General features: G+C 60.9%; 14 protein-coding genes. 6 read left to right on the top strand and 8 right to left on the bottom strand.

All coding sequences use genetic code 11. From position 1 onward, the window contains the following. Positions 1-99 precede the first annotated feature (99 nt). Genes DSCA_RS28470 through mraZ form a run of 6 tightly spaced genes read right to left on the bottom strand, consistent with a single transcriptional unit; the run spans position 100 to position 6562 of the window. Positions 100-1548, bottom strand: coding sequence for a UDP-N-acetylmuramoyl-tripeptide--D-alanyl-D-alanine ligase (locus DSCA_RS28470; protein ID WP_155319664.1), 1449 nt, complete (start codon positions 1546-1548; stop codon positions 100-102). 1 nt (position 1549) lies between these two features. Next, positions 1550-3085: a UDP-N-acetylmuramoyl-L-alanyl-D-glutamate--2,6-diaminopimelate ligase gene (locus tag DSCA_RS28465; RefSeq protein WP_155319663.1), complete on the bottom strand. Its 1536-nt coding sequence runs from the start codon at positions 3083-3085 to the stop codon at positions 1550-1552. Next, positions 3082-4818 carry a peptidoglycan D,D-transpeptidase FtsI family protein gene (locus DSCA_RS28460; protein WP_155319662.1) on the bottom strand — a complete coding sequence of 579 codons (1737 nt, stop codon included), beginning with the start codon at positions 4816-4818 and terminating at the stop codon, positions 3082-3084. The genes DSCA_RS28465 and DSCA_RS28460 overlap by 4 nt, the downstream gene beginning before the upstream one ends. Next, positions 4815-5174 (bottom strand): FtsB/FtsL family cell division protein, encoded by a 360-nt coding sequence (locus tag DSCA_RS28455; RefSeq protein ID WP_155319661.1) that lies wholly within the window; start codon positions 5172-5174, stop codon positions 4815-4817. The genes DSCA_RS28460 and DSCA_RS28455 overlap by 4 nt, the downstream gene beginning before the upstream one ends. After that, positions 5174-6112, bottom strand: coding sequence for a 16S rRNA (cytosine(1402)-N(4))-methyltransferase RsmH (gene rsmH / locus DSCA_RS28450; protein WP_231716306.1), 939 nt, complete (start codon positions 6110-6112; stop codon positions 5174-5176). The genes DSCA_RS28455 and rsmH overlap by 1 nt, the downstream gene beginning before the upstream one ends. A 3-nt stretch (positions 6113-6115) precedes the next feature. Next, positions 6116-6562, bottom strand: coding sequence for a division/cell wall cluster transcriptional repressor MraZ (gene mraZ, locus DSCA_RS28445; RefSeq protein WP_155319660.1), 447 nt, complete (start codon positions 6560-6562; stop codon positions 6116-6118). Positions 6563-6888: 326 nt separating this feature from the next. On the opposite strand from mraZ, the gene DSCA_RS28440 reads away from it, so the two are divergent. The 5 genes from DSCA_RS28440 (at position 6889) to DSCA_RS28420 (ending at position 10837) form a co-directional block, all read left to right on the top strand. Next, positions 6889-7587: a hydroxyacylglutathione hydrolase C-terminal domain-containing protein gene (locus DSCA_RS28440; protein ID WP_155319659.1), complete on the top strand. Its 699-nt coding sequence runs from the start codon at positions 6889-6891 to the stop codon at positions 7585-7587. Positions 7588-7693: 106 nt separating this feature from the next. Beyond that, positions 7694-8395: an HD domain-containing protein gene (locus DSCA_RS28435; protein WP_155319658.1), complete on the top strand. Its 702-nt coding sequence runs from the start codon at positions 7694-7696 to the stop codon at positions 8393-8395. Between the two features lie 6 nt (positions 8396-8401). Continuing rightward, positions 8402-9088 carry a hypothetical protein gene (locus DSCA_RS28430; RefSeq protein ID WP_155319657.1) on the top strand — a complete coding sequence of 229 codons (687 nt, stop codon included), beginning with the start codon at positions 8402-8404 and terminating at the stop codon, positions 9086-9088. A gap of 95 nt (positions 9089-9183) precedes the next feature. Beyond that, positions 9184-10434 carry an IMP cyclohydrolase gene (locus DSCA_RS28425; protein ID WP_155319656.1) on the top strand — a complete coding sequence of 417 codons (1251 nt, stop codon included), beginning with the start codon at positions 9184-9186 and terminating at the stop codon, positions 10432-10434. 130 nt (positions 10435-10564) lie between these two features. Then, positions 10565-10837 carry an HU family DNA-binding protein gene (locus DSCA_RS28420; protein ID WP_155319655.1) on the top strand — a complete coding sequence of 91 codons (273 nt, stop codon included), beginning with the start codon at positions 10565-10567 and terminating at the stop codon, positions 10835-10837. Positions 10838-10947: 110 nt separating this feature from the next. On the opposite strand, the gene ltaE is transcribed toward DSCA_RS28420, so the two are convergent. Together ltaE and hisD are read right to left on the bottom strand one after the other, a co-directional pair. Then, positions 10948-11985 (bottom strand): low-specificity L-threonine aldolase, encoded by a 1038-nt coding sequence (gene ltaE / locus DSCA_RS28415; protein ID WP_155319654.1) that lies wholly within the window; start codon positions 11983-11985, stop codon positions 10948-10950. Between the two features lie 187 nt (positions 11986-12172). Beyond that, the gene (gene hisD, locus DSCA_RS28410) at positions 12173-13477 is read right to left on the bottom strand and encodes a histidinol dehydrogenase (protein WP_155319653.1); all 1305 of its coding nucleotides are present in this window, start codon (positions 13475-13477) and stop codon (positions 12173-12175) included. A 393-nt stretch (positions 13478-13870) separates the two neighbouring features. Here hisD and serC point away from each other — a divergent pair, with 393 nt between their 5' ends. Then, positions 13871-14959 (top strand): 3-phosphoserine/phosphohydroxythreonine transaminase, encoded by a 1089-nt coding sequence (gene serC / locus DSCA_RS28405; protein WP_155319652.1) that lies wholly within the window; start codon positions 13871-13873, stop codon positions 14957-14959. The last annotated feature ends 234 nt before the right edge of the window (positions 14960-15193 follow it).

The following is a 15193-nucleotide window of genomic DNA, read 5'->3' as shown; positions in this document are numbered from 1 at the left end:
CAAAGTTGAAAAAAGTATCAGGACGTCAGGATCCAGCAAAAGGAGACGCCTTCGGCGTACCGTTCTCTTTAAAATCAGAGGATCGCAGCGACATCCGATTCATTCTGACTCCTGGCTTCCGGCTTCTTTTTCTTCCCCATCTGCCCAACCCATAATCGCATCCACAACCGTCTCCATGGCCATGCCGCGGGACCCTTTCACCAGGACCAGGTCGCCGGGCCGCAGCTCTGTTTTCAGCCGATCGATGATGGCGTCCCGGTTTCCCGTAAAGAGCCGATCCGCTCCCATCTGCCGTTCCCCGGCTCCGTCGGCCACGTCGGTGGCGAAACGGCCGGCGGCATACAGCCGGTCGATTCGGGCATCGGCCACCTTGCGGCCGATTTCACGGTGCAGGACCGCCGATTGGTCTCCCAGTTCCAGCATGTCCCCGAGAACGGCGAGGGTGCGCCGGGTGCCGCGCATGCGGGCCAGGGTCTCGATGGCCGCCGCCATGGAGCCGGGGTTGGCGTTATAGGTATCATCCAGCAGCCGGATGTCCCGGCCCGCCAGGCGAATGCCCATGCGTCCGGCCTGGGGGGAAAAGGCTTCCAGGCCCGCCTTGATCCGCTCCAGGGGCACGCCCATGGCCTGGCCGGCGGCTGCCGCGGCCAGCGCATTGGAGACCATCACCCGCGCCGGGGTGGAGAGGGCCACCCGGGTGCTGCCCGCCGGGGTGGAGAGGGTAAACCGCATTCCCGCTTCGGTCAGACGAATATCGTCGCCCCGGACATCTGCCTGGCGGTCGCTGCCGAAATAGATGACCTCACGGTCCACGATGCCGGCCAGGGCGGCGACCCGCGGATCGTCTCGGTTCAGAATGGCCAGTCCGCCGGGGCGAAGGGTGTGCAGCAGTTCCCCCTTGGCCCGGGCCACGTTGTCGATCGACCCCAACCCTTCCAGGTGGGCCGGGCCCACGTTGGTGATCACGCCCACATCCGGCTCGCAGATGCGGCCCAGGTCGGTAATTTCACCGGCATGGTTCATCCCCAGTTCGAGCACGGCAGCCCGGTGTGCCGGTGCCAGCCGGAACAGCGTCAGGGGAAGGCCGATGTGGTTGTTCAGATTGCCGCGCGTGCTCAATGTCTCCAGCGTCCCGGCCAGCACCCGGTCCACCAGCATGCGGGTGGAGGTTTTGCCGTTGGATCCGGTAATTGCCAGTACCTTGAGGTCGCCCCGGTTGCGGTTGTAGCGCGCCATCGCCCCTAAGGCGGTTACGGTGTCGGCCACCGCCACACACGCCACCGGGCCGCCGGTGATACGATCCATGGGCAGTTGGGACGTCTGTCCCCCGGCCACCACGATTCCCCGGATGCCACGGTCGAGCACTTCGGCCACAAAACGGTGGCCGTCGTGGGATTCTCCGCGGATGGCCACAAACAGGTCATCCGGTGCAACCGTTCGGGAATCGATACCGATGCCGGCAAAATCCGCGTCCACCGTCCCTGATACCAGGGAGCCGCCGGTTGCGGCCAGAATCTGATCGAGGGTCCATCGGTAGGGAGTCACCATCTCATGCTCCTGACGGGCCAATGGCCGCCAGCACCTGGCGGGCCACTTCCCGGTCGTCGAAATGGATGGTTTCGCCGGCCAGGATCTGATAGGTTTCGTGTCCTTTGCCGGCTATCAGCACGGCATCGCCGGCTTGGGCCGCAGTGATGGCCGAGGAAATCGCCGCTCCCCGGTCCGGTTCCACCAGATAGCCTTTGTTCTGCCACCCGCCCGACATTGCATCGGCCGACAGTCGCCGGGTGCAGACCTTCCGCACGCCCGCCTCCACCTGGGCGATAATCGTCAGCGGATCCTCCGACCGGGGGTTGTCCGAGGTCACCACGGTCACATCGCTGAGCCGGGCGGCAATCTCTCCCATGACCGGCCGTTTTGAGCGATCCCGATCCCCGCCGCATCCGAAAACGGTGATCAGGCGCCCCGTTGTGAGCGCCCGCAGGGCCGAAATGGCGTTTTCAAGAGCATCCGGTTTGTGGGAATAGTCCACAAAAATGAAACGATCGCCGCCCTCCACGATCCGCTCCAACCGTCCGGGCACACATACGGTGGCATCGATTCCCGCAGCAATGGCTGCGGGAGGAATACCTAAGGCCAGGGCCGCACCCGCGGCACTGAGAATATTCTCCAGATTGAAATCCCCCACCAGGGGTGAATCGAAGGGAATCTCACCGTGCGTCGTGGCGATGCTGCCGCGAATGCCCGCCAGATCACGAACCACGCCCTGGGGAACGAGGTCTCCGTCTCCGTATGCAGCCGTCCGCAATACCTTGGCCCCTAAAGCTGCGGCCAGCTCTCTTCCCCTGGGATCGTCGGTGTTGACCACGGCACGAACCGGATGGGTGCGGTCCACCGGTTTCAGATGGTCGAGGAACAACCGTTTCTTGCTGTGCCAATAGCGGTCCATGGTGCCGTGGTGGTCCAGGTGGTCATGGCTCAAGTTGGTGAATACGGCCGCATCGAAATCACAGCCGTCGACACGGTGCAGGTCCAGTGAATGGGAAGAGACCTCCATGACCACATGGGTGGTTCCGCTGTCCGCCATTTGCCGGAACATGTCCTGAAGCTCAAGCGATTCGGGTGTGGTCACCGGATTCGCAAACGCCTGGCCGGCATAGCGGTAGTTGATCGTCCCGACCACACCCGGCCGATGACCGGCTTTCTCCAGGATTTTCTCCAGTAAATAGGTGACGGTGGTCTTGCCGCTGGTGCCGGTCACCCCCACCAGGGTCATCCGGTCTGCGGGCTGTCCGTAAAACCGGCAGGACAGCTGCGCCAGCGCCGCCCGGGGGTCCGTCACGCGAATCACCACCACATCGGCCGCCACCGGTTTGCGGCAGACCACGGCGACCGCGCCCCGATGGACGGCGTCCGGGATGAAGCGATGGCCGTCCGCAGCAAACCCCTCGATGGCCACGAACACGGCCCCCGGGGCCACTTTGCGCGAATCGTAGCAGATGGCGGTGACGTCGGGATCCAAAGACGGATCGGCACCGGTTGTCGCTTCGACGTGCAGTTGATCCGTAAGCAATGAAAGCTTCATCCGTTAGCCCTGTTTCCCCGGGACACCCGCAGCCGATCCGCATCGGGTCCCGGCGGGATATTGAGATAAGTCAATGTTTCCAGTGCAATCTGGCGGAATGCCGGCGCCGCCACAATACCGCCATAGGATTGAATGGTGGGTTCATCCACGATCACCAGGATAGCCACCTCCGGATGATCCGCCGGCGCAAACCCCAAAAAAGAAGACAGATAGCGGCCTTTGGCGTAGGTGCCGCTTTCATCAATCTTCTGGGCGGTGCCGGTCTTGCCGCACACGGAGTAGCCTTCCAGGGCGGCGTTGACACCCGTTCCGCCCTCGGTGATCACGGTTTTCAGTATCCGTCGCACGGTGGCCGCGGTATGGGAGGCAATGACACGCCGAACCGGCTCCGGGGAAAACCGTTGTACGGTCCGTCCCTTTCGGTCCGTAATGGCCCTGACCAGCAACGGCTTCATCAGCATCCCGTCGTTGGCGATGGCCGATGCGGCGGTGATCAGCTGGATGGCCGAGACCGAGATGCCCTGCCCGAATGAAATGGCCCCGGCATCGATGGCCGACCAGACCTTGAAATTGCTCAGGCTGCCGGCGGTTTCACCGGGGCAGGCAATTCCCGAACGCGCACCGAAGCCAAAGGCGTTCAGGTAATCATGAAGCTGCCTGGGCCCCAGTTTTTCGGCCATTTTTACCGAACCGATGTTGCTCGAAAACTTGACAATCTGCTGCAGGGAAAGCCACCCGTGGGACTTGGTATCGTGAATGATGTTCCTGCCGATGCGATACTCTCCGTTTTCACAGAAGAAAATGGTGGATGGCGAACAGACCCCGCTGTCGATGGCCGCCGCCACACTGAACATCTTCATTGTCGAGCCGGGCTCGAAGGGGTCGGTAATGGCCCGGTTCCGCCAGGCTTCCCGGCTGAAATCCCGGTAGCGGTTGGGATTGAAAAAAGGGTAGTGCGCCAGGGCCAGGACCTCGCCCGTGGACGGGGCCATCACGATGGCCATACCCGATTGTGCCGCGTATTCGGTGACCGACGACTCCAGGGCCTTCTGGGCAATGTGTTGAATGGTGCGATCGATGGTCAGCACCACGTTGTTGCCCCCGGACAGGTTGGCCGGCATCCCGGCTCCCTCGAACCGGCGGCCGAGAGCATCCTTGAGGATCGTAATCTCCTTCTCCCCTCCCTTCAGGCTGGCATTGAAGTAAAACTCCATGCCTTCCAGCCCCTGGCCGTCGATGCCGGAAAACCCCACCAGCTGCGCCGCCAGGGTCTTGCTGGGATAGTAGCGGCTGTGCTCGGTGATGAAGTCGACGCCCTTGAGGCCCAGCCGCCTTACCGCTTCCGCCTGCCGGGGCGTTGCCTGGCGCTTGAGCCACACGAAGGTGCGCTTGGGGTCCAGATTTTTGAAGACGCTTCGCTGCGGCCGACCCAGCGCCCGGGCCAGCTGCTTTGCCGCTGCCCTGCGATCCGCCACCTGTCGGGGATAGGCGGCAATGGAGGGGCTGTCGATGCTCACGGCCAGCGGACTGCCGTTGCGATCGGTGATGGCGCCCCGCTTGCCCTGCACCACCATGGCCCGTTCGTATTGCCGGGCCGCCCGTTCGGAAAGCCAGGCGCCCTTGAACACATGCAGCCGGACGGCCTGGACGCTGATGGCGACAAGCGCAGCCAGAAACAGGGCCGCGACGATTCCGGCCCGCAGGCGGGTCCTTGTGGTTGCAGGATTTGTCATGGCAATGTCACCGTCCGTTGTGCATCCGGCATGACCAGTCCCAGCCGTGTCCGTGCAATGGTTTCGATCCGTTCCGGCGACTTGAGCCGGGCCAGTTCAATTCTCATGGTATTGCGCTCTTTGAGCAGTGCCTGGTGCCGGCGGGTCTCCCGGTCGATGCCGTACCCGGCATTGACGCACTGAACCCGGCACCAGGCGTAAAACAGGGCTTCCACGAAAAACAGGGCCATCAGGGCAATCCAGAGTCCGGTCATGACTTTTCCCGGCGGCCGCCGCCTGCGGTTCCGGGGGGCATCCCTCCCGGCCGGCCCCTTTTTTTCCGGCCGGCGACGGTTAATCTGGCCCGCGGCAGCCATCACAACTTCTCCACGGCCCGCAGCCGTGTACTGCGCGCCATGGGATTGTCCCGGACCTCCGCGTCCGTGGGCCGCACCACCTTGCGCGTCAGCAACCGCACGGTGGGCTCTTGTCCGCAGACGCACCGGGGAAACGATGGCGGACAGGTACACGGCCGTTCCATGGTCCGGAATCGATGCTTGACGATCCGGTCCTCCAGGGAGTGGAAGGAAAGCACACAGAGGCGTCCGCCCGGATTGAGCTGATCCACGGCCGTTTCCAGAAATCGATCCAGTACTTCCAGTTCCCGATTCACGGCAATGCGCAGGGCCATGAACACCCGGGTGGCCGGATGGATCTTCTGCTTTCGCGCCGCGGCGGCGGGCACCGCTTCCGACACCAGGCGGGCGAGCTGGCCGCTGCGGGTCACCGGCTGGGCCTTGCGGCGATCCACCAGATGACGGGCGATCCGCGCCGACCACCGCTCTTCGCCGTATCGACTGAAAATCCGTGCCAGTTCCCGCTGATCCAGGGTAGCCAGCAGGTCGGCCGCGGTTCTGCCTGACCGGACGTCCATACGCATATCCAGGGGTTCATCCCGACTGAAGCTGAAACCGCGGCCACTGGCCTCGATTTGATGAAGAGAAAGCCCGATGTCAATAAGAATGCCGTCTACGCTTCCGATACCAAGTTGAGAAAGAAACTGTGGAAGGTCCACGAAATTGCCGTGAACGATATGGATCCGGGAATCGCCGGCAGGAAGAACCCTGCGGGCCCGGTCAATCGCATCCCGGTCCTGATCGATACCGACAAAAACGCCCCCGGGCCGGATCTGCCGGCAGATCCGGCGGGCATGCCCGCAACCGCCCAGTGTCCCGTCCACGATGGTCCTGCCGGGCCGGCACGCCAGCATATCCACCGCTTCTTCGAGCATGGCGGTGACATGATAGGCAGACACGGACTAAAGCCCCAACTGGGCGATCTCGTGCCTCACCTGCTCGTTGCCCATATCCTTCTCCGCCAACCCGTTTTCCTTGTCCCAGTTTTCGCGGGACCAGATCTCGAAACGGTCCAGCACGCCCACCAGGACGATCTCCTTGCCCAAACCGGAGTACTGCTTCAGAAAGGGGGGTATCAATACGCGCCCCTGGGCGTCGCACCTGCAGTCGTGCGCCCCGCCGATAAAAGTGCGCTGAAAGCGGCGCATGGCCTCGCTTTTTTCGGGAAGATGAAGTATTTTCTGTTCCAGCTTGCTCCATTCGTCCTGGGTGTAGGCGAACAGGCATCTGTCCATACGGGTGATCATGATGCTGTCGGCACCGCTGGCCTTGATCACATCACGAAACCGTGCCGGAATGATAATCCGCCCTTTTGGGTCAATCGTATGAAAGGAGCTTCCCCGAAACATTATTCACCAGTATTATCCACTTTGATCCACTACTTAGGGATAAAAGTACAAAAACCTTTTTCTGTCAAGACAAAAAATGTATTTATGACATAAAATTTTATCAATAATTTTTGAAAGTTAAACATAAATAGCCGATTGGGTCAATAGGGTGGAGTAAAGTGGAGTTATCATTCCACCAAAACCGGCGAAGGGGCCAACGGCCCCGGCACTTGCCGGCAACGGGCGCAAGATGCTTTTTTTGTTGCCTGGATGCTCAGTTTAATATATCGATATCAAAGCAGAATTCGAATTCATCCCGGCATTGACACGCGGCGGGCAACAGACCATTGAAAATCAAACAATTTTTATACGGCGGCGACAATCTGGGCTATCTCCTGTACACGGGTACCCATGCACTGGCCATCGACGGGGGCGCCGTGGATGACATCGTGGGCTTTGTCAGGAAAAACAACCTGACGCTGTCGCTGGTCACCAACACCCACGGGCACGGCGACCACACCACGGGAACCCGGCAGCTCGTGAATGCAACCGGGGCGTCCTACCTCGACCATCGCCGGTTCGTTGACGGCCAGACCATCGGCCTGGCGGGCGGGAGTGTCACGGTCCGCCTGACGCCGGGCCACACCACGGATTCGGTGACCTTTGCCGCAGATGATTTTCTGATCACGGGCGACACCTTGTTCAACGGAACGGTGGGCAATTGCTTCTCCGGAGACCTGAAAGCCTTTCACCGGTCCATCCGCCTGCTCATGGGCTACCCCGGAAGCCATCGAATTTACGCCGGCCACGACTATGTGGCGGCCTCACTGGCATTTGCCCGGCAGCTGACCCCGGACAACAGCGCCATCGACGCCTATGCGGCCCGCTATGACAGGAGTCATGTGGTCTCCACCCTGGACGACGAACTGGCCGTCAACCCCTACCTGAGGTTCAACGCCCCGGACATCATCTCCATCCTGAAATTGAACGGATTGCCCACGGCCAGCGAATACCAGCGCTGGGAAGGAATCATGTCCATCGAATGAGACGGCGACATCAACTGATCACGGGCGATTTCGACACCGGCGCGAGGGATGGTTCCGGCCGCCCCCAGGACACCACGGCAGTGATTCGCATGGATGCGGCACCGCCATGACACACGGCACCATCCATCAGGCCGACGACGGCCATGTCCGGCTGACAGGCGAGGCCGAAGCGGCCCTGCTGTCCCGCATCCGGGAGGCGGCGCAGTCACACTTTTCGCAAGCCAGGGGAAGCCACGACTGGGACCATACCTTGAGGGTACACCGGCTTTGCCGGTGCATCGGCGCCGCCGAAGGCGCGGACCTTCTGGTGGCGGAAACCGCCGCCTACCTGCACGACATCGGAAGGGCGCACCAGGATCGGGGCCGCGGCAACCTGTGCCACGCGGAAAAAGGGGCCGCCATGGCCCGGGAGATGCTGGCTGCGGTCCCCCTGGCCGACGATCGCCGTGAAAATATCATCCACAGCATCGCCGCCCACCGGTTTCGCCGGGGCGCATCCCCGGAGACACTCGAAGCGAGGGTATTGTTCGATGCCGACAAGCTGGACGCCATCGGCGCCGTGGGGGTGGCCCGGGCATTCCTGTTTGCCGGCGAACTGGGAGCCCGGCTGCACAGCCCGGAGGTGGACGTGGTTCGGGCGCCGGCCTATTCCATCGACGACACGGGATACCGCGAATATGTGGTCAAACTGTCCAGAATCAAGGACCGGATACTCACCGATACGGGCCGGCGGCTGGCCGAGGACCGGCACCGGTTCATGGTCGGTTTTTTTGACCGCTTTCTGGAAGAATACAATGGAGAAAGGTGATTTCGCATGGCAATGAATAAGGTAGAGAAAATTGACAATCGGGTCCACGTCAACCATGTACTGATCAGCGTGTCCGACAAAAGCGGACTGGAGGCATTCGTTCCCCGCCTGCTGGCGATCAACCCCGGCATCCGGATCTTCTCGACCGGCGGCACCTATGCCCGGCTGAAGGAAATACTGGGCGACCGGGCCAGTGACTGCCTGACCCAGGTGTCCGACTATACCGGCCAGCCGGAAACCCAGGGGGGGCTGGTAAAAACCCTGGATTTTAAAATTTACCTGGGACTTCTCACCGAAACTTACAACGACGCCCACCAGTCCGACCTCAAACGAACCGGGGGTGTCCCCATCGACATGGTGGTGGTGAACCTCTACCCGTTCCGGGAAACCATCTCCCGGTCAGGCGTCACGCCGGAGCAGGCCCGCGGCAACATCGACATCGGCGGGCCGTGCATGATCCGGGCCTCGGCCAAGAATTTCATCCGTGTCGCATCGGTGGTGGACCCCGACGATTATGAGCAGATTGCCGACGAAATGGAGGCCGGAAGGGGAACCATCTCCCTGGGTCTGCGCTACGGACTGGCCTGCAAGGCCTTTACCCATACGGCCGGCTACGACACGACCATTGCCGGCTATCTGGCCGACACCGCGTTTGCGGATGTTGAAGGTGAATACCAGCTTCAGGACAGGTGAGTTCGTTGAGCCTGGTGGGTTTGGTGGGTTCCCCTGCCCCCTTGACCCCCTGAATCCTTGTATCCTTGAATCCTCTTTTTGTAAGGAGCAATACCATGGCTGAAGACCTGAAAAAAATGTACCGCACCATCATGGACGACCATTTCCCCCCGAACATGGAAATCAGCTTCGTGGACCATGACCGTCGGCAAACCCTGTTTTACGAGAAGGTCACCTGGACCATCGATGCGGTCCAGAAGGGCCTGCGTTATGGTGAAAACCCGGGGCAGGAGGCGGCCCTGTATCGCATGGTCAACGGCAATCTGGTGCTCGGCGAAACCGAAACCATCCAGCCCGGACAATACCTCGCGTCGGACATCGAACTGCTCCAATCGGGCAAGCACCCGGGAAAGACCAACCTCACCGATGCCGACAATGCCCTCAACATCCTGAGATACTTGACCCACCGGCCGACGGCGGTGATCGTCAAGCACAACAACCCCTGCGGCGTTGCCCAGGCAGAATCCCTGGAAGCGGCGTACACCAGGGCCAACCTCGCCGATCGGGTAGCGGCCTTCGGCGGCTGTATCGCCGTGAACCGCGGCGTGGACAAAGCGACTGCCGAAGCTATTTGCAGCCAGTACGCCGAAGTGGTCGTGGCACCCGATTTCGAGGACGGGGTGATGGAGATTTTCTCCAGGAAGAAAAACCTGCGGGTCATCCGCATCGGCAACATCGGGAGGCTGCAGGAATTCGTCGGGAAACGCTGTGTGGAATTCAAGAGCCTCATGGACGGCGGGATCATCGCCCAGTGGTCTTTTGTCCCCCAGGCACGCACCCGGGACGACCTGACACCGGCCCGCTGCGAAGCCAACGGGAAGGTCTACCAGACCCGCCGCATGCCCACCGACCGGGAATACGACGACCTGCTGTTCGGCTGGCTGGTGGAGTCGGGGGTCACCTCCAATTCGGTGCTCTACGTCAAGGATCTGGTCACCGTGGGGATCGGCACCGGCGAGCAGGACCGGGTCGGCGTGGCGGAGATCGCCCGCGACAAGGCCTACCGCAAGCTGGCCGACCGCTATTGCTTCGAAGCCTGGCAGACGCCTTACAACGACCTGGACGATCCGGATCGAAAGGCTGAAATCGATGCACGCGTATCAGCCGAAAAGGGTGGACTCGTGGGTGCATCCATGGTCAGCGACGCGTTCTTTCCCTTCCGGGACGGGGTGGACGTAGGTATTCGTGAAGGTGTAACCGCGGTGGTTCAACCAGGCGGATCGACCAATGACTACCAGTCCATCGAAGCATGCAACGAAGCCGACGTGGCGATGGTCTATACCGGACAGCGGAGTTTCAAGCATTGAAACCCATTTTCTTCCCTCAAACCCTTGTACCATGGGGTTTCGCTGTTGACACGGTCGACATTTTACTGTAATGCCAGAGCATATGCATCATTATTAGGTTCCCATTTCACACCATCCAAAGGAGGAAACGATGACAAAAGCTGAATTAGTTGAGAAAATGGCAGATGATGCCGGCATCACCAAGGTTGCCGCCGCTGCCGCGCTGGATTCCTTCACCGCCAATGTCGGCAAAGCCCTGAAGAAAAAAGACGGCAAGGTGACGTTGGTAGGATTCGGAACCTTCATGAAGGTGCGCCGTAAGGCCCGCAAGGGACGCAACCCCCAGACCGGCGAAGTCATCAAGATCAAGGCCGCCAACGTGGTCAAGTTCAAACCGGGAAAGAAACTGAGAGACGCTGTATAATTCAGCGACCTGCCGATTATACATGGCGGACCGTCGGGTTCATCCGAGACCGGCGGTCCGTCTTTTTTTGGCCGATAATGCGTTGACGGCCGTCTGATCCCCGAGCGGCGCTACCCCTTCATGACCCGGCTGAATACTGCCAGCGCCCGCTGCACGTCAGCCCCAGTCACATGGTAATTGAGCACGGCACGCATCTGATCCTTTGCTGTCGGCAGCACCCGCACCCCCGACTCGCCCAGCCGGGCCACCACCGCCGGTGCGTCCAGCCCCTTTGCGGTCACGCGGAAGTAGACAATATTGGTTGCAATGGCATCGGGATCGATTCCCAGCCCGGGGATTCCCGCCAGCCCCACGGCCAGGGTCCTGGCATTGGCGTGGTCCTCGGCCAGGCGATCCACCATCTCGGTAAGCGCCACGATACCGGCGGCGGCAATGATGCCCGCCTGCCGCATACCGCCCCCCACGGATTTCCGCATTCTTCTCGCCCGGGCAATGAAGTCCTCATCGCCGCAGAGCACGGATCCCACCGGCGCGGCCAGCCCCTTGCTCAGGCAAAAGGTCACCGAATCAGCCGGTGCGGCCAGTTCGGCCGCATCCACACCCAGCGAAACCGCCGCATTGAAAATTCTGGCGCCGTCGATGTGCAGCTTCAGACCGTGCCGTCTGGCCAGCCGGCCCACCGTGGCCGTGTAAGCGGCGGTCAGGGGGGTGCCGCTGCATCGGTTATGGGTGTTCTCCACGATGACCAGGCGGGACTGCGGAAAATGGACATCATCGGGACGGATGGCCGCTTCGATGGTCTCCGGGGCAATCGTTCCGTCCTTTTCGTTGGGAAGCGTCCGCGGATGAATACCGCCCAGCGCCGAAGCCCCGCCCTGCTCGTAGAAGAAAACATGGGACTGGTCCCCCAGGAGGGTCTCGTCTCCCCGGCCGCAGTGGGCCAGCTGGGACACCAGATTCCCCATGGTGCCCGAGCCCACCAGCAGGGCAGCGGGTTTTCCCATCCGCCGGGCCGCCATCTCCTCTAATCGGTTGACGGTAGGGTCTTCTTTGAACACGTCGTCCCCCACCTCGGCATCGGCCATGGCTTTTCTCATGGCCGGAGTAGGCCGGGTGATGGTATCCGATCGCAGGTCGATGATATCCATAGGCAATGTTATCCTTTTGGTATCGGCTACGGGTTTATTGTTGCCGGTTACCGGTTCACGGTTTGGGCATCGTTATCAGCTGCCGTCTGTTCTCCTTGACCGTCAACCGACGGCTGGAAACCGCAGGATGTCTGCATGGATTCGCAGGGCCGTCTTTTCTCAAACCTTTTCACTTTAAGCCGGTAATTTATTTTTTGGACAGACGGACCTGAATGGCGTTGGCGTGCCCCCCCAGCCCTTCGACGTTGGCCAGGCACATGATATCGCGGGCATCTTTCCTGAATGCCGCCTGCGAGTATCGGATCAGGCTGGTCTTTTTCATGAAATCATCCACCGACAGGGCCGAAGAAAAGCGCGCCGTGCCCGCCGTCGGCAGGACGTGATTGGGGCCGGCCATGTAGTCTCCCACCGGCTCGGGCGTATAGTGCCCCAGGAAAATAGCCCCGGCGTTGCGCAGCCGCGGGGCCACATCCATGGGATCGGCCACCTGGAGTTCCAGATGCTCAGGGGCGATGTGGTTGGCCAGGTCGATGGCCGAGTCCATGTTCTCCACGACCATGATGGCCCCGAAGGCGGACAGGCTCCGGCGGGCGATGTCGGCGCGGGCCAGCGATTCGAGCTGGTCTTCCACAGCGGACGCCACCGACTGGGCCAGCTGCGCCGAATCGGTCACCAGGATGGCCGAAGCCAGCGGGTCGTGCTCGGCCTGGCTGAGAAGATCGGCAGCGGTAAATACCGGATCGGCGGTCCCGTCGGCGATCACCAGAATTTCACTGGGCCCGGCGATCATATCGATCCCCACCGTCCCGGCGACCATTTTCTTGGCCAGGGTGACGTATATATTTCCGGGCCCGACGACGACGTTGACCCCGGGGATGGTCTCGGTACCATAGGCCAGGGCACCGATGGCCCAAGCGCTGCCCACCTTGTAGACGGCGTCCACGCCCGCCTTTTTGGCTGCCACGAGAAGATGGGGGGCCACCTCCCCCGATGACATCGGCGGCGTGACCATCACGACCTTGGGCACGCCGGCGATCCTGGCCGGGATGGCCCCCATGAGCACCGAGGAAACCAGGGGCGTCGTGCCCCCTTTTCCACCGGGCACATAAACGCCGGCCGCATCGACGGGGTTGACCATCTGGCCCAGAAGGGTGCCTGGCCGTCGCGTGTCGATCCACGACTTGGGCAGCTGCTGACGGTGGAATCCCTCGATCTGCAAGGCTGCGCGATTCAGCGCCCGCATGAACCCCCGGTCCACCTTCTTTTTGGCCGCCGCCATCTCCTCAGGGGAAACGGCAAGGGCCTCGACGGTCATCCGGGGAGCATCGAACTGCCGGCTGTATCGGATCAGCGCGCTGTCTCCGTTTTTTTTCACGTCCTTGAGAATACGGGTGACGGCCTGGACATCGGATTTCCTGAAATCGATATTCCGGCCGACGATGGCCTTCATCTTCTTATCCGCGGCAGACGACGGGTAGCGGAAGATTTTCATGAGAACAGTTCCTTTCTGTCAAAGTTACCCCCCTTTATTGTGAATCCAGAGGGTTTGTCAATAGAGGGGGGGGGGGGGAACACGGCGGGAATCATGAAGGCGGCGGCCCGCACCTGCCGTCGACTCCCTCCGGGCCGCCGGGACGGGCCACCCGCGCCTATCGTCTTCACGGGCCCCCGTGAAGGCCTGATAAACAGCAATTATTATTTAATTGACATTACGAGTTGACATATGGGTTTCTATCTGTAGAAATAAGCGGTTAATTGACCGGTGCCAGCGGAAAAACAGATCAGCGCCGACGATAAAAGAATGCGGCACGCGAGAGGAGCCATTATCCTCTGCCAGGTCCCGGCACCGGCCTGTCCAGACACATTCAAATGGAGGTTATAAACGATGAAAGCGGACAGAATTCATAATTTCAACGCAGGACCGGCAGCCCTGCCCCTCCCGGTGTTGGAAGAAATCCAGGAATCCTTTCTCAACTTCGCCGGGTCCGGGATGTCGGTCACCGAAATCAGTCACCGCTCCAAATGGTTCGACGATGTGATCAATGACGCCATCGCCCGGGTAAAACGGATCCTGAAGCTGAACGACCGTTATCAGGTACTTTTTCTCCAGGGCGGCGCCAGCATGCAGTTCTGCATGGTGCCCATGAACCTGATGGGGGACGGCGATTCGGCAGACTACGTCAACACCGGGACATGGTCGACCAAAGCCATCAAAGAAGCCCGCATACAGGGGAAGTCCATCAACGTGGTGGCCTCATCCGAAGACCGCAATTTTTCCTATATCCCCCGGGCGATCCCGTTTAACGCCGGCGCCGCCTATGCCCATATCACCTCCAACAACACCATCAAGGGGACCCAGTGGGCCCAGTTTCCGGACACCGGGGGCGTTCCCATCGTCTCGGACATGAGTTCGGACATCTTCTCCCGGCCGCTGGAGATGGAAAAATTCGGGTTGATCTATGCGGGTGCCCAGAAAAATATGGGACCGGCCGGCGTCTGCCTGGCCATCATCCGCGATGACATGCTGGCCCGCACCCCCGAGGGCGTTCCCAGCATGCTTCGTTACAGCACCTATGCCGAAAAAAATTCCATGTACAACACCCCGCCCTGCTTTGCCATCTATACGGTTCAGCTGGTACTCAAATGGCTGGAAGAAACCATTGGCGGACTGGACAAGATGGAGGCATTGAACCGCAAGAAAGCCGGCCTGCTTTACGACTACATGGACCAGAGCGACTTTTACCGGGCAACGGCGGAACGGGAAAGCCGCTCGCTCATGAACGTCACCTTCCGTCTGCCCGACGAGGATCTGGAAAAAACCTTCGTGGCCGAGGCCCTGGAAAACGGTCTGGGAGGCCTCAAAGGCCACCGCAGCGTGGGCGGATGCAGGGCCTCCATCTACAACCCGACGCCGTTGGCGGCCGTGGCCGCATTGGTGGATTTCATGAAGACCTTTGAACGCAAAAACGGATAAGCCCCCGCACGTCAGTACAGGATCGCCAGCCCGAACCCCCTTTTCACCGATTGGTTGAACAGGGTTTCGGGCTTTTTTTTTATGTTGACGCCTGCCGCCAGGGGTTGATCTTTCCCTCGCCTTGACCGCTTTATTCGTCACGGTGGACAGAACCGACCATAACGACCCAATATCACCTGAAAGGACGGGGTTGTCATCTGCTTGTCATTCTTGGTTTTCCTTGACATTACCGGC

This window comes from Desulfosarcina alkanivorans (assembly GCF_009688945.1).
In the GTDB taxonomy this organism is placed as follows: Bacteria; Desulfobacterota; Desulfobacteria; order Desulfobacterales; family Desulfosarcinaceae; genus Desulfosarcina; species Desulfosarcina alkanivorans.
The sequence above is the reverse complement of the archived record's forward strand: the minus strand, read 5'-3'. Positions and strand labels throughout refer to the sequence as shown.